This is a genomic window from Halomonas sp. (assembly GCF_014859505.1).
GTDB lineage: Bacteria > Pseudomonadota > Gammaproteobacteria > Pseudomonadales > Halomonadaceae > Halomonas.
In genome coordinates, this window is sequence record NZ_JACUUD010000054.1 from 1 (window position 1) to 19,733 (window position 19,733).

The 19,733-nt window shown below is 70.2% G+C and carries 16 protein-coding genes and 2 pseudogenes; 10 read left to right on the top strand and 8 right to left on the bottom strand.

Features of this window, described 5'->3' with window-relative positions; all coding sequences use genetic code 11:
• Positions 1 to 15 precede the first annotated feature (15 nt).
• Positions 16 to 252, top strand: a pseudogene (locus tag IBX53_RS16250) (lysylphosphatidylglycerol synthase domain-containing protein); the annotation flags it as partial.
• Between the two features lie 78 nt (positions 253 to 330).
• On the opposite strand, the gene IBX53_RS09010 reads toward IBX53_RS16250, so the two are convergent.
• From IBX53_RS09010 to IBX53_RS09030, 5 genes and pseudogenes are all read right to left on the bottom strand, one after another.
• Positions 331 to 1,182, bottom strand: a complete 852-nt coding sequence (locus tag IBX53_RS09010) for a RibD family protein (protein ID WP_290908207.1) — start codon at positions 1,180 to 1,182, stop codon at positions 331 to 333.
• A 256-nt stretch (positions 1,183 to 1,438) separates the two neighbouring features.
• A pseudogene (locus IBX53_RS09015) lies at positions 1,439 to 1,624 on the bottom strand (creatininase family protein); the annotation flags it as partial.
• Positions 1,621 to 2,433 (bottom strand): FkbM family methyltransferase, encoded by an 813-nt coding sequence (locus IBX53_RS09020; RefSeq protein ID WP_290908210.1) that lies wholly within the window; start codon positions 2,431 to 2,433, stop codon positions 1,621 to 1,623. The pseudogene IBX53_RS09015 and the gene IBX53_RS09020, both read right to left, overlap by 4 nt.
• Entirely contained in the window at positions 2,430 to 4,379 is a 1,950-nt protein-coding gene (gene mdoH, locus IBX53_RS09025) for a glucans biosynthesis glucosyltransferase MdoH (protein WP_290908212.1), read from the bottom strand. The genes IBX53_RS09020 and mdoH overlap by 4 nt, the downstream gene beginning before the upstream one ends.
• Positions 4,351 to 5,931 (bottom strand): glucan biosynthesis protein, encoded by a 1,581-nt coding sequence (locus IBX53_RS09030; RefSeq protein WP_290908215.1) that lies wholly within the window; start codon positions 5,929 to 5,931, stop codon positions 4,351 to 4,353. The genes mdoH and IBX53_RS09030 overlap by 29 nt, the downstream gene beginning before the upstream one ends.
• A gap of 205 nt (positions 5,932 to 6,136) precedes the next feature.
• Between IBX53_RS09030 and IBX53_RS09035 the strand changes: the two genes are divergently transcribed.
• On the top strand, positions 6,137 to 7,705 hold the full coding sequence (locus IBX53_RS09035) for an alkaline phosphatase (protein ID WP_290908218.1): 1,569 nt from the start codon (positions 6,137 to 6,139) through the stop codon (positions 7,703 to 7,705).
• The gene (locus IBX53_RS09040) at positions 7,702 to 9,108 is read left to right on the top strand and encodes a mannose-1-phosphate guanylyltransferase/mannose-6-phosphate isomerase (protein ID WP_290908221.1); all 1,407 of its coding nucleotides are present in this window, start codon (positions 7,702 to 7,704) and stop codon (positions 9,106 to 9,108) included. Before IBX53_RS09035 ends, IBX53_RS09040 begins: the two co-directional genes overlap by 4 nt.
• A 26-nt stretch (positions 9,109 to 9,134) precedes the next feature.
• Here the strand turns inward: IBX53_RS09040 and IBX53_RS09045 are convergent, their stop codons facing one another.
• The 3 genes from IBX53_RS09045 to IBX53_RS09055 all read right to left on the bottom strand — a co-directional run bounded on the left by IBX53_RS09045 (position 9,135) and on the right by IBX53_RS09055 (position 10,974).
• Entirely contained in the window at positions 9,135 to 10,058 is a 924-nt protein-coding gene (locus IBX53_RS09045; RefSeq protein ID WP_290908224.1) for a lysophospholipid acyltransferase family protein, read from the bottom strand.
• Positions 10,059 to 10,074: 16 nt separating this feature from the next.
• The gene (locus IBX53_RS09050) at positions 10,075 to 10,386 is read right to left on the bottom strand and encodes a DUF4870 domain-containing protein (RefSeq protein WP_290908247.1); all 312 of its coding nucleotides are present in this window, start codon (positions 10,384 to 10,386) and stop codon (positions 10,075 to 10,077) included.
• Between the two features lie 177 nt (positions 10,387 to 10,563).
• Positions 10,564 to 10,974: a VOC family protein gene (locus IBX53_RS09055; RefSeq protein ID WP_290908227.1), complete on the bottom strand. Its 411-nt coding sequence runs from the start codon at positions 10,972 to 10,974 to the stop codon at positions 10,564 to 10,566.
• Between the two features lie 40 nt (positions 10,975 to 11,014).
• On the opposite strand from IBX53_RS09055, the gene IBX53_RS09060 reads away from it, so the two are divergent.
• The 7 genes from IBX53_RS09060 to IBX53_RS09090 all read left to right on the top strand — a co-directional run bounded on the left by IBX53_RS09060 (position 11,015) and on the right by IBX53_RS09090 (position 19,676).
• The gene (locus IBX53_RS09060) at positions 11,015 to 11,659 is read left to right on the top strand and encodes a class I SAM-dependent methyltransferase (RefSeq protein WP_290908229.1); all 645 of its coding nucleotides are present in this window, start codon (positions 11,015 to 11,017) and stop codon (positions 11,657 to 11,659) included.
• A 232-nt stretch (positions 11,660 to 11,891) separates the two neighbouring features.
• Positions 11,892 to 13,304, top strand: a complete 1,413-nt coding sequence (locus IBX53_RS09065) for an MFS transporter (protein ID WP_290908231.1) — start codon at positions 11,892 to 11,894, stop codon at positions 13,302 to 13,304.
• 74 nt (positions 13,305 to 13,378) lie between these two features.
• Entirely contained in the window at positions 13,379 to 15,187 is a 1,809-nt protein-coding gene (locus tag IBX53_RS09070) for an acyl-CoA dehydrogenase (protein WP_290908234.1), read from the top strand.
• 77 nt (positions 15,188 to 15,264) lie between these two features.
• The gene (locus IBX53_RS09075) at positions 15,265 to 16,896 is read left to right on the top strand and encodes an acyl-CoA synthetase (RefSeq protein WP_290908237.1); all 1,632 of its coding nucleotides are present in this window, start codon (positions 15,265 to 15,267) and stop codon (positions 16,894 to 16,896) included.
• Between the two features lie 36 nt (positions 16,897 to 16,932).
• A complete protein-coding gene (locus IBX53_RS09080; protein WP_290908240.1) occupies positions 16,933 to 17,781 on the top strand; it encodes a 3-hydroxybutyryl-CoA dehydrogenase in 849 nt (282 codons plus the stop codon).
• A 35-nt stretch (positions 17,782 to 17,816) separates the two neighbouring features.
• A complete protein-coding gene (locus IBX53_RS09085; RefSeq protein WP_290908243.1) occupies positions 17,817 to 18,797 on the top strand; it encodes an MDR family oxidoreductase in 981 nt (326 codons plus the stop codon).
• Between the two features lie 105 nt (positions 18,798 to 18,902).
• A complete protein-coding gene (locus IBX53_RS09090) occupies positions 18,903 to 19,676 on the top strand; it encodes an enoyl-CoA hydratase-related protein (RefSeq protein WP_290908245.1) in 774 nt (257 codons plus the stop codon).
• Positions 19,677 to 19,733 lie beyond the last annotated feature (57 nt).

Genomic DNA, 19,733 nt, shown 5'->3' on the forward strand with positions numbered 1-19,733 from the left:
GGGTCGCTGCTGGTGGTGATCAGCTATGCCCTGGTGTTCGTCTGCGCCGCCCGGGCGATCGGCGTCGAACTGCCGTTTCCCATCCTGCTGTCGCTGGTGCCCCCGGTGCTGCTGGCGATGCTGATCCCGTTGTCTCTGGCCGGCTGGGGCGTGCGCGAGGGGGCTGCGGCCCTGGTCTGGGGGCTGGCGGGGCTGCCACCGGCCCAGGGCGTGGCGGTCTCCATGGCCTACGGGGTCATCGTGCTGGTCGCGAGCCTGCCCGGCGGCCTGGTGCTGCTGCACCGGGCGGTTCGCGTCGTGCCGGGAAGCGCCGGCAGAGAGCCCGACGGCTCAGGGGGCAAGGGCGTCGAGGTCGAGATCGAAGAGGGTATCGTCACCGCAGCGGAAGGTCCGCGACGCGGGGCGACGCGCCTGATGGAGGGTGTCGATAGGCGTCATGGCGAGTCCCGGTCGGCCGGAGCCGATCAGCAGTGGCGCCATCAGCAGGTGCAGTCGATGGAGCACGCCGGCCTCGAGGAAGCGCGAGACGGTGATCCCGCCGCCCTCGATCAGCACGCGGGCGAGGCCGCGCTCGGCCAGGGCATCGAGCACCGCCCCGGGAGCGAAGCCGCCGGCGACCAGCGGCAGCGCCAGGCGCTGCACATGCGCTCCCGCCGGGCCTTCCGGTTGCGCCCCCTCGCCGTGCAGGTGCAGGGTCGGCGCCTCGGGGTCGCGCAGCAGCAGCCGGTCCGGCGTCACCCGGCCGCGGGGGTCGAGGATCACCCGGGCCGGGTGGGGGCCCGCCACGTGGCGCACGGTCAGGCGTGGGTCATCCTCGCAGGCGGTGCCGGCGCCGACCACCACGGCATCCACCAGGGCGCGCAGCCGGTGCAGGTGCACCAGGCTCTCCGGCCCGTTGATGAAGTGGGAGTGGCCGCTCTCGGTGGCGATGCGCCCGTCCAGGCTCTGGCCGAGCTGGGCGATGGCCAGCCGCCCGGCCCGGGTGGCCAGCGGGGCCAGGCAGTCGAGCAGGTCGCTGGCCTCCGGCGAGACGGGGCGTTCGATCTGCCAGCCGGCCGGGGAGAGGCGCAGGCCGGCCACCGTTGCGGCCTTCCCCCTGGGGTGAGCGGAATGGGGGTGAGCGGCATGGAGGAGGGCCTGCCAGGCCTCATCAAGAGACAGAATCGAGTCAGTGGCGCCCATGGGGCCTCCTGTCGGGGAGCTGACTGCCATGATGCGCAGTTCGCCGGCGTGACGCAAAGCGCACCGATACCACCAGGAGAGAGCGATGCATCAGGTTGAACGGGCCATCTTCGATCTACGACGCGGGCTGCCGCTGCCTGACGGGTTGGCTGCGGGGCGTCTGGGTGTCCTGGCCTACGGGGCGACGCCGGCGGCGAGCCTCGGCGAGGCGGGGCTTCAGGGCGGTCTCCAGCGCCCCACCGTGCAGGCCGTGGTGCAGCCCCTCGCCGATGTCCAGATCGGTGGAGAGCGGCAGGTGGGCGCCGTGCTGTTCGATCGCGCCGAGTACCATCACCGCCACGCTCTCCTCGGGCAGCTCGGCAAGTTCGGGAGTCGTCAGGTCCTGCCAGTGGGGGAATGCCGGCGGGGTCTCGGCCGGCGTGTCGCGAGGAGAGGGGCTCATGGGGTCGACTCCGGTGTCGATGGGGTAGGGGGCGCGATGGTGTCCGGTGTGGCCAGGCGCGCATAGAGGTCGCCGGAGGCGAGGCCGCCGGCGCCCCGTTCGAGCCACGCGAGGGTGGCGTCCGCGGTGCACCAGGCGGGCCACAGGAACTCCCGGCGCTCCCCCTCGATGGCATTGAAGCGATAGTCGCCCAGCTCGGCGAGGCGTATCACGCACCGCCGGGACACCTCCAGGGCGCCGGCCACGAACTCCACCGAGAGCCCCTCCAGGGGGGTGGAGAGTCCCGCCAGCACCTCGGCCTCGAACCCCTCCACGTCGATCTTGCAGAAGCGCGGGGTGCCGTAATCGGCAATCAGCGCGTCCAGGGTGGTCACCGTCACGCGCTGACGGCTCTCCCAGCGCACGTCCCGGAAGCCGGGGTTGCGCGCCCCGATGGTATCGCGCCACTCAAGGGCCAGGGTGGAGACCGTGGGGTTCGCCTCGCTGACCGCCAGCTCCGCCTCGCCGGGTTCGGCGCCCGCGGCCTGGGACAGCAGGGTGACCCCGGCGCGTCCGCCCACCAGCCGCTGCAGGCAGCGAAACAGCCCCGGCTGGGGCTCCAGGGCCACCACCCGGGCGCCCAGCGCCTGGAAGGCGGCGGTGCGATCACCGAGATGGGCGCCCACATCGAAGGCCAGGTCCCCGGGGCCGATGAAGTCGGCGTAGAGGCGACGCAGGGCGCGCTGACGGCCGGGGCGCCAGTAGATCAGCAGCGAGCGGGCGATGCCGATGCCCTGGCGCAGGCGGGCCGGCGAGAAAAGGGCGGTCATCGAGGTTCCTCATGAAGGAGCTGGCGGGGCATGTCTCCCGGGGATTCGGTGGGCGGAGGAGCAGGAACCGCTGCCTCATCCAGGGTGTCTTCACCGGCGGTGAAGGTCGCGCTCTCTCTCGGTCTCTCTCCCGGTCTCTCTTCCAGCAGCCCAGCGTAGGCCCGGGGTTCCGGGGTGCGCAGCAGGCCCCACCTTGCCAGCCACGTTACCGGCCGCCGGCTGCCGCTGGCCACCACCAGCAGCGGGGCCAGCGCCAGGCCCACCCAGACCGGTGCCAGCCAGGCGACCAGCGTCGGCACCTGCCAGTGGACCAGGGCGATCCACACCCCCCCGAGCAGGGCGAAGGGCGCGGTGTGGCGCAGCGCCTGGCGCCAGGGCACGGCGCGCCCTTCGCGCTCCTGGGCGCCCCACTCGACGCTGGTGCCGGTCAGCACGCCGATCACGAAGGCGCTGTGGAAGGCCATCATGATCGGGGCCAGCAGGATGGCAGCGAGACCCTCCAGCAGGGCGCTGGCGATGAGGCGGGCGCGTCCGCCGTAGCCGCCGGCGCGTCGCCCCAGGGCCAGCAGCAGCCCCAGCAGCTTGGGCAGCAGCAGCAGGGTGGCGGTCATCGCCAGCAGGGCGACAATCAGCTCCGGCCGCGCCCGGGGCCAGAAGGGGAAGAGCTGCTCGGTACTGCCGAAGTATTCGGGTTCGCTGCGGGCGATCAGCACCGCGTCCAGGCTGCCGGCGAGCACGATGCCGAGCCACAGCAGCGAGGAGACGAAGGCGGTGGCGCCGAGCAGGAAGTGCAGCCGGCTGAGGGCATGCAGGCCCGGCGTCGCCAGCAGGCGCAGGTGCTGCAGGTTGCCCTGGGTCCAGCGCCGGTCGCGCCGGGCATAGTCGAGCAGGTTGCCGGGCATCTCCTCGAAGCTGCCCGGCAGGCGCGTCTCGAGTTGCACCTCCCAGCCGGCGCGGCGCAGCAGGGCGGCCTCCACGAAGTCGTGGCTCAGGATCTCGCCGCCCAGCGGGGGGCGACCGGGAAGCAGAGGCAGGCCGGCATGGTCCATGAAGGCGTGCACGCGCAGGATGGCGTTGTGTCCCCAGTAGTTGGCGGCATCCCCCTGCCAGGTGCTCTGGCCGGCGGCCAGCATGGGCGCGTAGAGGCTGGCCGCGAACTGGGCCAGGCGGCCGAACAGGGTGAGCTGGCGCACCGGCAGCGGTACCGTCTGGATCAGCGCCACGGCCGGGCGGGCCTGCAGGGCGCGGACCAGGCCCAGCAGCGTCTCGCCTTCCATGCGGCTGTCGGCGTCGAGCACCACCATGAAATCGAAGGCCGACCCCCAGCGGCGACAGAACTCCGCCAGGTTGCCCGCCTTGCGTCCGGCGTTGCCGGCGCGGCGCCGGTAGTGCACGGCCAGGCGCCCTTCGAGGCGCCGCTGCAGCGCGGCGATGGCGCGGGCCTCCGCCGTGGCGATGGTCGGGTCGGTGGTGTCGCTGAGCACGAAGAGCGTGAAGTGGTGTGCCTCGCCGGTGGTGATCAGCGACTCGGCGGTGGCCGAGAGGGCGGCGACCACCTGGTCGGGAGACTCGTTGTGGATCGGCATGGCCAGCACGGTGCGCCGGGTGATCGGCAGCGACTGCTCGGCCTCGACCCGTGGACGGCGAGTCAGGGTCAGGGGGTCACGGTCAGCGAGCAGCAGCAGGAAGCCGGCGACAGCGGTCCAGAAGCCCACGGCGACCCAGGCAAAGATCGCGGTGAAGAGCGCGAGAATGCCCCACTGCAGCGGCGTGATGCCGCCCGGCTGCAGGATGCGCCACATCAGCCCCGCGCCAACCAGGGTGGTGAGAATCACCAGCACGGCCAGCAGCGCCCGGCGCGCCGCCAGCCAGCGCAGCCGGCCCGTGGCGTCATGTCCGCGGCGGGTGGCTAGCCTCCTAGCGCTGCTCGTCGGGGTACCAGACATGGTTCCAGGTCTCGCTGATGAGCTTATCGTGTAGGCGCAATTGGAGGCGCATGTCGGTTGACTGCTGTCCCTCGGGGTCCAGCCGGAAGGAGGCCCGCCAGCCGCGGCCATCCGGCAGGGGGCGTGCCTGCAGGTGGTGGATCTCGCCGCGGTTCGTCGAGAGTTCGGCTTCCACCGGCTGGTCGGGGGAGAGCCCCTCGAGCTCTCCGCCGGCGAAGTCGACCATGAAGTGGCGCCGGCTGGGGGGCGGCGAGCTGGGGTCGCCGGGCACGCCGCCCCAGCCCTGGCGGGTGCGGATGACCCGGGCCGGGGCCGCCGCGGCGGGTTCGACGTTGAAGGTGTGGGTGCGGTAGTGCAGCTCGCGGCTGTCGCCGGCGCGCAGCGGCGTGTCGCTGACCCAGTAGGCGACGATGTTGTCGTGGGTCTCGTCCGGCGCGGGGATCTCCACCAGCTGCACGCGCCCCGGCCCCCAGGGAGTGAGCGGCTCCACCCACTGGCTGGGGCGGCGATCGTAGCGGGCCTCCAGGTCCAGGTAGCGGTCGAAGTCGCGCTCCCGCTGGGCCAGGCCGAAACCGCGGGGATCGTGGTCGAGCAGCGAGGAGACGCGCAGCGAGCGGGGGTTGGTGAGGGGTCGCCAGATCCATTCGCCGCGACCGGTATATGCCATCAGCCCATCGGAGTCGTGCACCGCCGGGCGGTGGTCGTCCACGGCCCGGGGGGTGGTATCGCCATGGGCGAACATGCTGGTCAGCGGCGCCACGCCGAGGCGCTCCACGTCGCGGCGGGCGAACAGCCGGGCGGTCACCTCCACCTGGATGTCGCGCCCCGGTGCGATGTCGAAGCGGTAGGCGCCGGCCAGCGACGGGCTGTCGAGCAGGGCGAGCACCGTCATGTGGGTGGCGTCCGGGGACGGCCGGATCAGCCAGAACTCGCGGAAGGCCGGGAATTCCTCGCCGCCGGGCAGGGCGGTGTCGATGGCCAGGCCGCGGGCGGAGAGGCCATAGCCCTGGCCGCGTCCCACCAGGCGGAAGTAGGAGGCGCCGAGGAAGACCGCGAACTCGTCATGGTACCCGGCGCGGTTGAGCGGAAAATGCAGCCGGAAGCCGGCGTGGCCGGCGCCGGTCAGGTCCCGCTCAGGCAGCTCGGCGGCCGCGTCGTCGTAGCGGAAGCGCGCCGCGTCGAAGTCCAGCGCGGTTACCTTGCCGTCCTCCACCGTGTGCAGCCGGACCGGCGACTCGAACAGGAAGCCGGTATGGAAGAGCTGCACCGAGAAGAGTCCCTCGTCGCCCCACAGGGCGGCCTCGGGGCGGAAGCGGATCTGCCGGTAGGTGTCATAGTCGATGCCGCGCAGCGCCTCGGGCAGCTCAGCCGTGCCGGCCTGATGGGAGCGACCGGCCAGCGTCTCGGCCCTTTCGGTGACGGTGTCGAAGAGGGCATCGACCTCCCGGGGGGCGGTCTCGGCGGCGGCGGGGATGGCCAGCGCCATCACCAGCGCCGCCACCGGCACTATCGGTGGGCATGCCGCCAGCTGGGGGTGTCGTTTCAGAGGCATTGCGTTTCTCTCCCGGGGTTCCTGACGCCGTCTTGCAGAACAGTGTCGTCATGGACGGTAGATCCTGCACGCGTGGCGGGCAGGTATCCTTATGAGACAACCCTTGTACATCCTATTTCATATGTACATGGTTTTCCCATGGACTACCCTGTAAGGTGGCTCGACACTCCATCTCAGGCCGCCCTGACCCGAGGATCCTCATTCGATGCTGCGACTGCTGGGCATTGCCGTCCTGCTCAACCTGCTGCTGCTGCTGCCCCTGTGGCTGCGCTTCGGAGGGATCTCCACCCGATGGATCGCCCTGGAGGCGGTGCTGCTGGTGGCCTTGCTGGTGCTGCTGCCGGCCGGTCGGCTGGGCTGGCTGCGCCCGCTGCTGACGTTTACCGTGGTGATGGCGGTGCTGGCCGGTCTCGGCGATGTGGCCACCCATCTGGCCTTCGGACGCTCGCTGAACCTCTATCTGGACCTGCCGCTGCTGCGTTCGGTGTTCCACCTGCTGGAGGGCAACCTGGGCATCTGGGCGGCCTGGGCCGCCTCGCTCGCCGCCCTGCTGCTGATCGGCCTCGGCGGCTGGGCGTTGAATCGGGCACTGCGTGCCGGACAGCGGCAGGCCCCGGGCGGGTCGGCGGCACCGGTCGCGGTCCTGCTGCTGGTGGCCAGCACCACCCTGATGGCGGCCCAGTGGCACCACCAGCGCTGGCTGCCCGTGGCGCGGGCGCCGGCCATGGACACCCTGCGCTTCCAGGGCGAACAGCTGGTCGAGACCCATCGCGCCCACCGCGAGTTCTCGGCGCGCATGGCGGCGGCGCCCATCCAAGCCACCGCGCTGCCGGGGCTCGCCGGGCGCGATGTGCTGCTGGTCTTCGTGGAGTCCTACGGGGTCTCGGCGGTGTTCGATGCCCCCTTCGCCGAGGTGGTGGCGCCGCGGCTCGATGAAATGGCCGAACGCCTGGCGGCCGCTGGGCTGTCGATGGCCACGGGGGTGCTGGAGGCGCCGATCCGCGGCGGCCAGTCCTGGCTCGCCCACGCCAGCACCCTGGGGGGGCTTTCGATCGACAACTCGCTCTGGTACCGACTGATGCTGGCCAGCGGCAGGTCCACCCTGGTGGATGACTTCCGCGCCACCGGCCATCGCACCCTGACGGTGATGCCCGCCATCACCCTGGCCTGGCCCGAGGGCGAGGCCTACGGTTTCGACGAGATCCACGCCGCCGCCGACATCGACTACGCCGGGCCGCCCCTCCACTGGGTGACCATGCCCGACCAGTTCACCCTGCACCACTTCGAGCAGCGCATCCGTGAACCGGCCGTGGAGCCGCTGTTCGTCCAGATCGCCCTGATCTCCAGCCATGCCCCCTGGACGCCGATCCTGCCGGTGCTCGACGATTGGGACGCGGTGGGAGACGGCAGCGTCTTCCATCGGTGGGAGGACGCCGGCGACCCGCCCGACGTGCTCTGGCAGGACATGGAGCGCGTGCGCGACCACTACGCCCTTTCCGTCGACTATGCCCTGCATGCCAGCGCCCGCTGGGCGGAGGCATTCGTGGATGACGAAACCCTGCTGATCCTGCTGGGCGACCACCAGGCCGCGCCGCTGATCATCGGCGAGCAGACCGGCTTCGGGGTGCCGGTGCACGTGATCAGCGGCGACGCCGCACTGCTCGCGCCCTTCCTGGCCCGGGGCTTCGTGGCCGGCATGCGGCCCGAAGCACCGCCGCCGATCGCCGGCCTGGACGCCCTGCGCGGCTGGCTGCATGAGGACTTTGGCGAATGATGACTCCCGTGATCCTGGCCGGCGGCAACGGCGTGCGACTCTGGCCGCTGTCTCGCCGAACGCGACCCAAGCAGTTCCTTTCCCTGGAGGAGGACCGCAGCCTGCTGGCCCGGACCCTCGCTCGCCTCGACGGGCTGGACGTCGCGCCCCCCATTGTCATCTGCCACGAGTCGCACCGCTTCCTGGCGGCGGAGCAGCTTCGCCAGGCCGGCATCGAGGGGGCGACCCTGCTGCTCGAACCGGAGGGGCGCGGCACCGCCCCGGCCATCGCCCTGGCGGCCCTGCTGGCCCATCGCGAGGGTCGCGAGGGGCCGCTGCTGGTGCTGCCCTCGGACCATCACATCGGCGACGAGGGGGCCTTCCGCGAGGCGGTGGCCCGCGCCGCCCGCCTGGCCGAGGCGGGGCGTCTGGTCACCTTCGGCGTGGTGCCGACCCGCGCCGAAACGGGCTTCGGTTACCTGCAGGCCGGCGACCCTCTGGGCGGTGAAGGCTTCGTGGTGGCGCGCTTCGTCGAGAAGCCCGCGACCGAGCGCGCCGAGGCCTTCCTGGCCACCGGTGACCACTACTGGAACAGCGGCATCTTCGTGATGCGTCCGGCGGCTGCCCTGGCGGCCCTTGCCACCCATGCCCCGATGATCCTCGCGGCCTGCCGCGAGGCCCTGGCGGGCGCCACCATCGACCTGGACTTCCTTCGCCCCGCCGAGGCGGCCTTCCTGGCCTGCCCGGCGGACTCCATCGACGTGGCGGTGATGGAGCGCACCGACCGGGCGGCCATGGTGCCGCTGGAGGCGGGCTGGAGCGACATCGGCTCCTGGCAGGCGCTGTGGGAGGTGCTTCCCCATGACGCCCAGGAGAACGCCCTGCGCGGCGATGTGGTCTGCGAGGCAAGCCGGGGGCTGCTGGTGCACGCCGAGTCGCGGCTGGTGGCGACCCTGGGGGTGGCGGACCTGGTGATCGTCGAGACCCGTGATACCGTGCTGGTGGCCGACCGCGCCAGCAGCCAGGCGCTGCGCGGCCTGGTCGATCGCCTGGAGGCCGACGGCCGCCCGGAGACCCGCCAGACCGCCACGGTCTTCCGCCCCTGGGGCCACTTCGAGATGGTGGACGCCGGCGAGCGCCACCAGGTCAAGCACATCACGGTGAAGCCCGGCGCGCGGCTGTCGCGGCAGCTCCACCATCATCGCGCCGAGCACTGGATCGTGGTTAGTGGCACCGCCCGGGTGACCCTGGACGACGAGACCTTCCTGGTGGGCGAGAACGAGTCGACCTTCATCCCCGTGGGCCGGGTGCACTGCCTGGAGAATCCCGGGCTGATTCCCCTGGAGCTGATCGAGGTGCAGTCCGGGAGCTACCTGGGCGAGGACGACATCGTGCGCCTGGACGACCGTTACGGACGGGAGTGACGGGCGGGAGTGACGGGCGAAGAACGTCAGTAGAGCCGGAACGCCTGATGGTGGGGGTGTCCCTGCTGCTCTTCCACCACCTTGCGGTAGCGCTTGTACTCCCACTGGTACTGGGCCGGGTCGAGGGCGATGGCGGCCTCCACACAGGCGTTGACGCCGGTGGCGGACTCGGCCTCGTCCGAGGAGTAGACGCGTTCGTCGGCGGGCAGGAAGTGGATCTCGAAACCGCGGCCGGGAATTCGCCTGGCGACACCGGTCACCACCCGCGCCTCGGTGCGCGCCACCAGCTTGGGCAGCAGGGTGGCGGTATAGGCGGGGCGCCCGAAGAAGGGGGCGAAGACGCCGCTGCCCCAGTCGGGCTCCTGATCCGGGAGGATGCCGATCGCCTCCGAGCGCTTGAGCGCCTTGAGCAGGGCGGCCACGCCGCGGGGGTTGGTGGGCACCAGGCTCGCCCCCATGCGCTCGCGCCCGGCGCGGGTCACGGCGTCGAGCTCGGCGATCTTGGGCGGCTCGTACATGGCGGTGAAGGGGAAGTGGCTGGAGAGCCAGAAGTTGAGCACCTCCCAGTTGCCGAAGTGCGGCGCCAGCACGATCACCCCGCGGCCCTCGGCGCGGGCCTCGTCGAGCAGCTCGCGGCCGTGCACGACGAGGATCGAGGCCTCGACCCGCTCAGGCGAGCCCATCCAGGCGAAGCCGAGCTCCAGCATGGTGGCGGTGGAGTGGGTCAGGCTCTCCCGCGCCAGGCGCCGGCGTTCGGCGGCGCCGCACTCCGGGTAGACCTCGCCCAGGTTGATCTCGGTGACCTCGCGCTCGCGGCGGCTGAAGCGGTGCACCAACGGACCGGCCAGGCGCGACAGGCGCCAGAGGCTGGCCAGCCTGCGGCCGGCCAGGGTCTTCCACAGCCCGGCGATGGCCTGGGCGCGGCGGGGGTGGGAGCGGGTATCGGTCATATCGCGTGGTCCTTGCCTAGAACAGCCAGGTGTCCACGTTATCCGGCGCGCGCTTCTCCTGCAGGCCACGGAAGCCCTTCACGCAGCGCACGATCAGCCATACCGCCAGGGCGATCAGCAGGGGGATGCCGATGACCACCAGCACCAGAATAGAGGCGATGGTGGCGTAGAGCAGGCCGATCCAGAAGGTGCGGATCTGGTAGCGGTAGTGCTCGTCGAGCCACGCCGGCCCCTTGCCGCGGTAGACATAGGCGATCACCACGCCGATCACCGAGGTGAAGCCCACCACGAAGCTGATCAGGTAGAGGGCGTAGACCACCATGGGCATGGTGGTATCGAGGGACTTGTCGGGTTCGATGATGACGTTGTCGTCCCGGGTCCTGTCGTTCTGAACCCTGTCATTGCGAAAATCGTCGTTCATGGGTCGTCCCTGAGAATGGGCGAGTATCAGGCGCCCATGATACCGGCCGCCGGACACAATACCACCGGCGGCGCGGCGCGCAGCTCAGTCGCCGGCGTCCTCCGTGGTGTTCGCCTGGCGGCGGGGACGGCTGATCTCGATCAGGTTGCCGTCCGGGTCGCGCAGGTAGAGCGAATCCAGCAGGCCGTTGGCGCCCTGGCGGGGCACCGGGCCGAGTTCCACCTCCACCTCCAGCGCCGCCAGGTGGCGGGCCACCTCGTCCAGCGGCAGCAGGCTGCGTAGGCAGATGTCGATACTGCCCGGGGTAGGAGTCGCCGCCCTTGGCTCGATGTCGGTGGCGGTCCAGTGCAGGCGCAGGGCGAGGTCGCCCAGGATCAGGTCGACGCGCTCGCGGTCGCGATAGCGCACCTCCAGTCCCAGCACCCGAGAGTAGAAGTCCACGGCGCGAGAAATGTCGGTCACGGTGATGACCAGATGGTCCAGACCTGACAGCATTCAGGGCTCCTTCAAAGAATTTTCTGGCACAGAGGATACGATGATGCCGACCTGCCCGCTATGCGCATCTGACGACACGGCCTTCTACCACCGCGATGCACGGCGTGAGTATCACCAGTGTCGACGCTGTGCGCTGGTATACGTGCCGCCGGCCTTCCGGCTCGGCCGGGAGGAGGAGCGGGCGGTCTACGACCAGCACGAGAACTCTCCGGATGACCCGGGCTATCGCCGCTTCCTGTCGCGGCTCGCCGACCCGCTGCGCGAGCGGCTCGCCCCCGTTGCCCGGGGGCTCGACTTCGGTGCCGGCCCGGGGCCGACGCTCTCGGTGATGTTCGAGGAGGCGGGACACCCCATGGCCATCTATGACCCCTTCTACGCGCCGGATGCGAGCGTGCTGGAAGCCGAATACGACTTCATCACCGCCACCGAGGTGGTCGAGCACCTCTTCGAACCGGGCCGCGAACTCGCGCGCCTGGTCGACCTGCTGCGCCCGGGCGGCTGGCTGGGGCTGATGACCAAGCGGGTCACCGACCGGGAGGCGTTCTCCCGCTGGCACTATATCCTCGACCCCACCCACGTGGCCTTCTTCAGCGAGGCGACCTTCCGGTGGCTGGCCGATGAGCACGGCATGACAGTGGCGTTTCCTGCGGCCGACGTGGCGCTGCTGCAGAAGCGCTCTTCTTGAGTGCGGAGGATACCGCCAGATTCTCCGAGTTTTCTGGCGTATATTCCTGGTTTTTTCTGTGCCTGCGGGAAAGCGATTGACTCGCCGCCAATCGGGCGTATGATTCGCGCGCTCTGATATCCCGGTGGTGCCCGAGGCGCCGCTTCCGGCCCGCCGGGTAGGCGAGAGTCCTCGCTTTCTGCCACCCTTTCTGTCTTCCCTCTCTGTCTTCCCTCTCGCTGTGAGGCATGCAATGTCGCGGCAACTGTTGACCATGGCCCTGGCGCCGCTGCTCGGGCTCTTCATCCTCGGCATCGGCAATGGCTTCCTGGCCACGGTGATCACCCTGCGCCTGGACGCCGCCGGCGAGTCGGCGGTGGTGATCGGCTGGGTCTCCTCGGCCTACTTCATCGGTCTGGCGCTGGGGGCCATGCTCAACGACCGGCTGCTGCTGCGCATCGGCCATATCCGCGCCTATGGCAGCTTCGCCTCGCTGGTGGCGGTCACCGTGCTGCTGCAGGGGCTGGTGGATCATCCTTGGGCCTGGTTCGCGCTGCGCCTGATCGGCGGCTGGGCCACGGTGGGCGTCTACCTGGTCATCGAGAGCTGGCTGCTCACCGCTGGCGACCAGAAGGTGCGCGGCCGCCTGCTGGCGCTCTACATGATCGCCCTCTACGCCGCCGGGGTGCTCGGCCAGCTGCTGCTGGGCGTCACCGAGGCCCTGGGCGGGGCGGCTTCCTTCATGGTGATCGCCATGCTGGCTTCGCTCTCGGTGCTGCCCATGGCGATGATCCCGCGGGTCTCGCCGCTGATCGAGAAGGCCGAACCGCTCTCGCCGCTGCGCCTGATCACCCTGACGCCCACCGGGGTGATGGGCAGCTTCGGCTCGGGGATCGCGGTGGCCGCCGTCTATGCGCTGCTGCCGCTCTACCTGCAGCGCAGCGGCCTCTCGGTGGATCGGATCGGCCAGATGATGGCCGTCGTGATCCTGGGCGCCATGTTGCTCCAGTACCCGGTGGGGCGCTGGTCGGATCGCCACGATCGCCAACTGGTGCTGATCATCATCGGCGCCTTCTGTGCGCTGATCTCGGCGGCGGTCCTGTGGCTGCCGATGTCGCCCTGGCTGCTGGCGGGGCTGCTGTTCCTGCTGGGCGGCGGGGTCTTCTCGCTCTACCCGGTGGCGGTGGGCCACGCCGCCGACCGGGCCCCGGCCGGCGCCCTGGTGCGCATGAGCCAGGGCCTGTTGCTGATCAACGCCATCGGCTCGGCGCTCAGCCCGCCGCTGATCTCGCCGGTGATGGGAGTCCTGGGCGATGCCGGGCTGTTCTGGAGCTTCGGCGCCCTGGGCCTGTTCCTGGTGGCCTTCTTCGGCTGGCGTCGCAGCGTGCGCCCGGCGCCGGTGCCGGTGGCGCCGTTCTCGCCCTCCACCCCGATGTCCTCGGCGGGTGCCGAGCTGGCAGTCACCGAGGAGCAGCTGCAGGGGGCCTCCGAGCATGAGTACATGGAGGACCTCTCCGGGGTGGTGCCTGAGGTGGATGTGGCCGAGCCGATGGTCGGCCCGCCGCCGGCCGATGAGGCGCATGTCGCCTACTTCGCTGAGGCCCTGGAAGATGACGTGCCGGCCCAGGAGGAGCTGCCCGGCATCGAGCCGGTGATCGGTCGCTAAGACCTTGGGATAATGGCCGGCGAAAAGTAGTGAATCTACTATCGCCGTTATCATTTTCCCCCTAAGGTGCACCGATGAACTATTTTGCCGCCCCCGTTCGCGATATCCGCTTCGTGCTGGAGGAGCTGCTGGCGTTCGGCTCGCTCTCGCTGCCCGGCTTCGAGGAGGCCAGCCCCGACCTGGTGGAGGCGGTGCTGGAAGAAGCCGCCAGGCTGGCCGGCGAGGTGTGGGCGCCGCTCAACGCCAGCGGCGACCGCCAGGGCTGCACCCGTCGCGACGACGGCAGCGTGACCCTGCCCGATGGCTTCATCCAGGCCTACCAGGCCTACGCTGAGGGCGGCTGGAACGGCATCGGCGTGGCCGAGGCGCTGGGCGGACAGGGGCTGCCCGAGGTGGTGGCCAGCGCGGTGCAGGAGATGCTTCATGGCGCCAACATGGCCCTGGGCCTGTGCCCCATGCTCACCGCCGGGGCCATCGAGGCCCTGGCCCACCACGGCAGCGAGGAGCAGAAGGCCACCTACCTGCCGAAGCTGGTCGAGGGCATCTGGACCGGCACCATGAACCTTACCGAGCCCCAGGCAGGCTCGGACCTCTCCAAGGTACGCACTCGCGCCGTGCCCCAGGGGGACGGCAGCTACCGGCTGTTCGGCCAGAAGATCTACATCACCTGGGGGGAGCACGACGCCGCCGAGAACATCATCCACCTGGTGCTGGCCCGCAAGCCCGATGCCCCCGAGGGCAACAAGGGCATCTCGCTGTTCCTGGTGCCCAAGTTCCTGGTGGGCTCCGACGGCTCCCTGGGTGAGCGCAACGATGTGGTCTGCGCCTCCATCGAGCACAAGCTGGGCATCCACGGCTCCCCCACCTGCACCCTGAGCTTCGGCGAGGGGGAGGGCGCCATCGGTTACCTGGTGGGCGAGGAGGGCCGCGGCCTCAACCACATGTTTACCATGATGAACGAGGCGCGCCACAAGGTGGGCATCCAGGGCATCGGCGTGGCCGAGCGTGCCTGCCAGCACGCCTTCGCCTACGCCCTGGACCGCACCCAGGGCCGCAGCCCGCGCTCCGGCCGCAGCGACTGCACCATCAGCGACCACCTCGACGTGCGCCGCATGCTGCTCTCCATGCGTGCCCGCACCGACGCCCTGCGCGCGCTCGCCCTCTACTGCGCCGCCCAGCTCGACCTGGCCCGCCACGCGGCCGATGAGACCGAGCGCGCCGCCGCCCAGGCGCGGGTCGACGTGCTGATCCCGGTGGTCAAGAGCTTCTCCACCGACCAGGCCGTGGAGATCGCCTCGCTGGGCATCCAGGTGCACGGCGGCATGGGCTTCATCGAGGAGACCGGTGCCGCCCAGCTGCTGCGCGATGCGCGCATCGCCCCCATCTACGAGGGCACCAACGGCATCCAGGCCTTGGATCTGGCCGGGCGCAAGCTGCAGCGCGATGGTGGGGCGGCCCTGGCCAGCCTGATCGACGACGTCGAGGCCACCGCCGCGGCGCTGGGTGACAACGCCGAGCTGGCGGTCCTGGGCGAGAGCCTGGCCGGGGGCGCCGCCGACCTGCGTGCCGCCATGGCGGCCGTGCTGGCGGCGGGCGCCGACCCCGAGAGCGGCGCCGATGCCGTCCAGGCCTTTGCCACCCCCTTCCTGAACCTCGCTGGCCACGTGCTGTGCGCCTGGCAGATGGGGCAGGCGGCCCTCAAGGCCAGCGCGGCTATCGCCAACGGTCGCGACGAACCCGGACGGCCGGACCCGTTCTATCGGGCCAAGCAGCAGAGCGCCGACTATGCTATTCGCCAGTGGCTGCCGGTGGGGCGCGCCCAGCGCGCGGTGATCGAGGCCGGCATGACGAGCCTCGCCGCCTTCGACGCCGCCGCCCACTGACCCCCGCATCGATTCGCCGCCGGCCCCGCGCCGGCGGCTCGCTTTCCGAATACGCAACACCGATCACGGAGCCCATCATGAGCCAGAGCATCTTCGAACAGGGCCTGCCCAGGACCCCAGCCAACCACGTGGCGCTGTCGCCGCTCACCTTCATCGAACGTACCGCCTCGGTCTACCCGGACTACCCGGCGGTGATCTACGGCGAGATTCGTCGCGACTGGGCGACCACCTGGGAGCGCTGTCGGCGGCTCGCCTCGGCGCTGTCGAAGCGCGGCATCGAGCCCGGCCAGGCGGTGGCGGCGATGCTGCCCAACGTGCCGGCCATGTTCGAGGTCCACTTCGGCGTGCCCCTGGCCGGCTGCGTGCTCAACACCCTGAACATCCGTCTGGATGCCGAGGCCATCGCCTACATGCTCGAGCACGGCGAGGCCAGGGCGATCCTGGTCGACCCGGAGTTTGCCGATGTCATCGAGGAGGCGGTGGCGAAACTCGAGAACAAGCCGCTGATCATCGACGTGGCGGATCCCCAGTTCATGGCCGACGGCCGCGCCATCGGCGAGCTGGAGTACGAGGCGCTGCTGGCCGAGGGCGACCCGGCTTACCCCTACCGGCTGCCCGAGGACGAGTGGCAGGCCATCTCGCTCAACTACACCTCCGGCACCACCGGCAAGCCCAAGGGGGTGGTCTACCACCACCGCGGCGCCTACCTCAACGCCGTCAGCAACATCCTGGTGTGGGCGATGCCCCACCACCCGGTCTACCTCTGGACCCTGCCGATGTTCCACTGCAATGGCTGGTGCTTCCCCTGGACCATCGCCGCCGCCGCCGGCACCAACGTCTGCCTGCGCAAGGTGGAGGCGAAGAAGGTCATGGACCTGATCGCCGACGAGGGGGTCAGCCATTTCAGCGGCGCGCCCATCGTGCTCAACGGCCTGGTCAACCTGCCCGCCGAGGACAAGCGCCACTTCGACCACCCGGTGAAGGTCACCACCGCCGGTGCCGCGCCGCCCGCCTCGGTGATCGCCGGTGTCGAGAAGCTCGGCATCGACGTGACCCACGTCTACGGCCTCACCGAGGTATACGGCCCGGTGACCTCCTGCGCCTGGCGCGAGGCCTGGAACGAGCTGCCCGCCGAGGAGCGTGCCAGGCTCAAGTCCCGGCAGGGCGTGCGCTACCCCATGCTGGAGGCGCTCTGCGTGGCCGATCCCAACACCCTGGAGCCCGCGCCCAAGGACGGCGAGACCATCGGCGAGATCCTGATGCGCGGCAACACCATGATGAAGGGCTACCTGAAGAACGAGGCGGCCACCGAGCAGGCCATGGAGGGCGGCTGGTACCATACCGGCGACCTGGCCGTGTGGCATGCCGACGGCTACATCGAGATCAAGGACCGCTCCAAGGACATCATCATCTCCGGCGGCGAGAACATCTCCACCATCGAGGTGGAGGACTGCATCTACTCGCACCCGGCGGTGGAGGAGGCCGCGGTGGTGGCCAAGCCCGACGAGAAGTGGGGCGAGACTCCCTGCGCCTTCGTCAAGCTCAAGGTGGGCTACGGCGAGGTGACCGAGCAGGAGATCATCGATCACTGCCGCGCGCGCCTGGCCCACTTCAAGGCGCCCAGGACGGTGGTCTTCACCGAGCTGCCCAAGACCTCCACCGGCAAGATCCAGAAGTTCGTGCTGCGCGACGAAGCCCGCAAGCAGTGATCGACCCGGCCCGAAAACAACCAAGGAGAGAGTGCAATGAGTGAGCAAGCGATCGGCGTGGTAGGCGCCGGCACCATGGGCCAGGGCATCGCCCAGGTGCTGGTCCAGAACGGCTTCGATGTGCAGCTCTACGACGTGGCCGACGAGCAGCTCGAGCGCGCCCGCGGCAGCATCGACAAGGGCCTGGGCAAGCTGGTGGCCAAGGAGAAGCTCTCCCAGGCCGACAAGGACGCCGCCATGGCGCGCCTGGCTACCTCAACCGCCCTGGACGCCCTGCGCGACTGCGAGGTGATCATAGAGGCCGCCCCCGAGCAGCCGGCGCTCAAGGAGAAGCTGTTCCGCGACCTGAGCCGCCTGAGCCACGATGCAATACTTGCCTCCAACACCTCCTCGCTGTCACTGACCCGGCTGGCCGCGGTGTGCGAGAAGCCCGAGCGGGTGGTGGGCATGCACTTCTTCAACCCGGTACCGGTGCTCAAGCTGGTCGAGGTGATCCGCGCCGAGCAGACCAGTGACGCCACCGTGGCGCGCATCGAGGCGCTGACCGAGTCGCTGGGCAAGACCGCCGTGGCCATCGCCGACTCCCCGGGGTTCGCGGTCAACCGCCTGCTGGTCCCGATGATCAACGAGGCGGCCTTCCTGCTCCAGGAGGGGGTGGCCAGCGCCGAGGACATCGACGAAGCCATGAAGCTGGGCGCCGCCCACCCCCTCGGGCCGCTGGCCCTGGCCGACCTGATCGGCCTGGACGTCTGCCTCTCCATCATGGAGGTGCTGCAGGAGGGCTTCGGCGACCCGAAGTATCGTCCCTGCCCGCTGCTCAGACGCATGGTGGCTGCCGGTTACCTGGGTCGAAAATCGGGCCGCGGCTTCCACGTCTACGAATAGCGAAACCCATCGGAATGTCCATCGCGAGGTGAACCATGTTCAAGGCAATCTTGATCGAGAAGCAGGACGGCGAACAGCGGGTCGGGCTCCAGACGCTGGACGATGCGCAGCTTCCGGAAGGCGACGTCACCGTGCGGGTCGAGTGCAGCACCCTCAACTACAAGGACGCCCTGGCCATCACCGGCAAGGGGCCGGTGGTCAGGCAGTTTCCCATGGTGCCGGGAATCGACCTGGCAGGCACGGTCGAGGCCTCCAGCTCCGATGAGTTCCAGCCGGGCGACAGCGTCCTGCTCAATGGCTGGGGCGTGGGCGAGACGCACTGGGGCGGGCTGGCCGAGAAGGCTCGCCTCAAGAGTGATTGGCTGATTCCTCTTCCCTCGGCGTTCAGCTCCCGCCAGGCCATGGCCATCGGCACCGCGGGCTACACGGCGATGCTCGCCGTCATGGCGCTGGAGAATAATGGCGTGTTGCCTGACCACGGCGATGTGCTGGTGACCGGCGCCAACGGCGGCGTGGGCAGCTATTCCATTGCCCTGCTGTCGCGGCTGGGCTATCGGGTCATTGCCGCCACGGGGCGCCCCGAGGAGGAGGCCTACCTCAAGGGGCTGGGGGCCGAGGAGATCATCGATCGCAGTGAGCTGTCGGAGCCGGGTCGCCCCCTGGCCAAGGAGCGCTGGGCCGGTGCCATCGACTCGGTGGGCAGCCACACCCTGGCCAACGTGCTGGCCGCGACGCGCTACGGCGGCACCGTGGCGGCCTGCGGGCTCGCCCAGGGCATGGACCTGCCGTCCAGCGTGGCACCCTTCATCCTGCGCGGCGTCACCCTGGCCGGTATCGAAAGCGTCATGAAGCCCCGGCCGGAGCGGCTCGAGGCGTGGCGCCGGCTGGGCGAGCTGCTCGACCCTGCCCAGCTGGACGCCATCACCCGGACCATCGGCCTCGAGGAGGCCATCGCCACGGCCGACGAGCTGCTCGCGGGGCGCGTGCGCGGGAGGGTCGTCGTCAGCATGGCGTGAGGCCTGTGTGAGCAGAGCCCGACAAAAGAAAGGATTGCCGCCCAACCAAGCGTTCGCTAGGGTTGGGCGGTCTTCCTATCAAACAACACGCCAAGGAGCCCCAACATGAGCGAATCCCCGATCGAGGTGGTCGATAACGCCGGCGTCGTGCGCCTGACCATCAGCCGCCCCAAGGCGCTGAACGCCCTGAACAGCGACGTGCTGAGTGAGCTGGAACGCGTGCTGGCCGAGCTCGAGGCCCGCGACGACCTGCGCGCGGTGCTGATCACCGGTGCCGGCGAGAAGTCCTTCGTGGCCGGCGCCGACATCGCCGAGATGCGCACCAAGACCCCGGAGGAGGCTCGCGCCTTCGCCCGCCAGGCGCTGGCGACCCTCAAGCGCCTGGAGACCCTGCCGGTGCCTACCGTGGCTCTGGTCAACGGCTTCTGTCTGGGTGGCGGCTGCGAGCTGGCGCTGGCCTGCGACTGGGCGGTGGCCAGCGACAACGCCATCTTCGGCCAGCCCGAGGTGCTGCTGGGCGTGATACCCGGCTTCGGCGGCACCCAGCGCCTGCCGCGCCGCGTCGGCCCGGCCATGGCACTGGACCTGTGCACCACCGGGCGCAAGATCGACGCCGCCGAGGCCCTGCGCATCGGCCTGGTCAACCGGGTGATGCCCCAGGCCGAGCTCGACTCCTACGTGGAGGAGCTCACCAGGCAGCTCGGTGGCAACGGCCCCCGGTCGGTGCGGGCCACCAAGCAGGCGATCCACGACGGCATGGAGCAGGACCTGGACAGCGCCCTGGCGCTGGAGACCGCGCTGTTCGCCTTCTGCTTCGCCGGCGACGAGCAGACCGAGGGCATGAGCGCCTTCGTCGAGAAGCGCAAGCCGAACTTCTGACGCCGTCTGCCTGACGTCGAAACACAGCGCGGCCGTGGCATGAATGCCACGGCCGCG

What these genes read in the sequence shown, in the direction of transcription:
- IBX53_RS09010 (WP_290908207.1), bottom strand. Translation starts at nt 1,182, where the DNA reads ATGGGCGCCACTGACTCGATTCTGTCTCTTGATGAGGCCTGGCAGGCC.
- IBX53_RS09050 (WP_290908247.1), bottom strand. Translation starts at nt 10,386, where the DNA reads ATGCCCATGGTGGTCTACGCCCTCTACCTGATCAGCTTCGTGGTGGGC.
- IBX53_RS09075 (WP_290908237.1), top strand. Translation starts at nt 15,265, where the DNA reads ATGAGCCAGAGCATCTTCGAACAGGGCCTGCCCAGGACCCCAGCCAAC.
- IBX53_RS09070 (WP_290908234.1), top strand. Translation starts at nt 13,379, where the DNA reads ATGAACTATTTTGCCGCCCCCGTTCGCGATATCCGCTTCGTGCTGGAG.
- IBX53_RS09060 (WP_290908229.1), top strand. Translation starts at nt 11,015, where the DNA reads ATGATGCCGACCTGCCCGCTATGCGCATCTGACGACACGGCCTTCTAC.
- IBX53_RS09090 (WP_290908245.1), top strand. Translation starts at nt 18,903, where the DNA reads ATGAGCGAATCCCCGATCGAGGTGGTCGATAACGCCGGCGTCGTGCGC.
- IBX53_RS09020 (WP_290908210.1), bottom strand. Translation starts at nt 2,433, where the DNA reads ATGACCGCCCTTTTCTCGCCGGCCCGCCTGCGCCAGGGCATCGGCATC.
- mdoH (WP_290908212.1), bottom strand. Translation starts at nt 4,379, where the DNA reads ATGTCTGGTACCCCGACGAGCAGCGCTAGGAGGCTAGCCACCCGCCGC.
- IBX53_RS09030 (WP_290908215.1), bottom strand. Translation starts at nt 5,931, where the DNA reads ATGCCTCTGAAACGACACCCCCAGCTGGCGGCATGCCCACCGATAGTG.
- IBX53_RS09085 (WP_290908243.1), top strand. Translation starts at nt 17,817, where the DNA reads ATGTTCAAGGCAATCTTGATCGAGAAGCAGGACGGCGAACAGCGGGTC.
- IBX53_RS09055 (WP_290908227.1), bottom strand. Translation starts at nt 10,974, where the DNA reads ATGCTGTCAGGTCTGGACCATCTGGTCATCACCGTGACCGACATTTCT.
- IBX53_RS09035 (WP_290908218.1), top strand. Translation starts at nt 6,137, where the DNA reads ATGCTGCGACTGCTGGGCATTGCCGTCCTGCTCAACCTGCTGCTGCTG.
- IBX53_RS09080 (WP_290908240.1), top strand. Translation starts at nt 16,933, where the DNA reads ATGAGTGAGCAAGCGATCGGCGTGGTAGGCGCCGGCACCATGGGCCAG.
- IBX53_RS09040 (WP_290908221.1), top strand. Translation starts at nt 7,702, where the DNA reads ATGATGACTCCCGTGATCCTGGCCGGCGGCAACGGCGTGCGACTCTGG.
- IBX53_RS09065 (WP_290908231.1), top strand. Translation starts at nt 11,892, where the DNA reads ATGTCGCGGCAACTGTTGACCATGGCCCTGGCGCCGCTGCTCGGGCTC.
- IBX53_RS09045 (WP_290908224.1), bottom strand. Translation starts at nt 10,058, where the DNA reads ATGACCGATACCCGCTCCCACCCCCGCCGCGCCCAGGCCATCGCCGGG.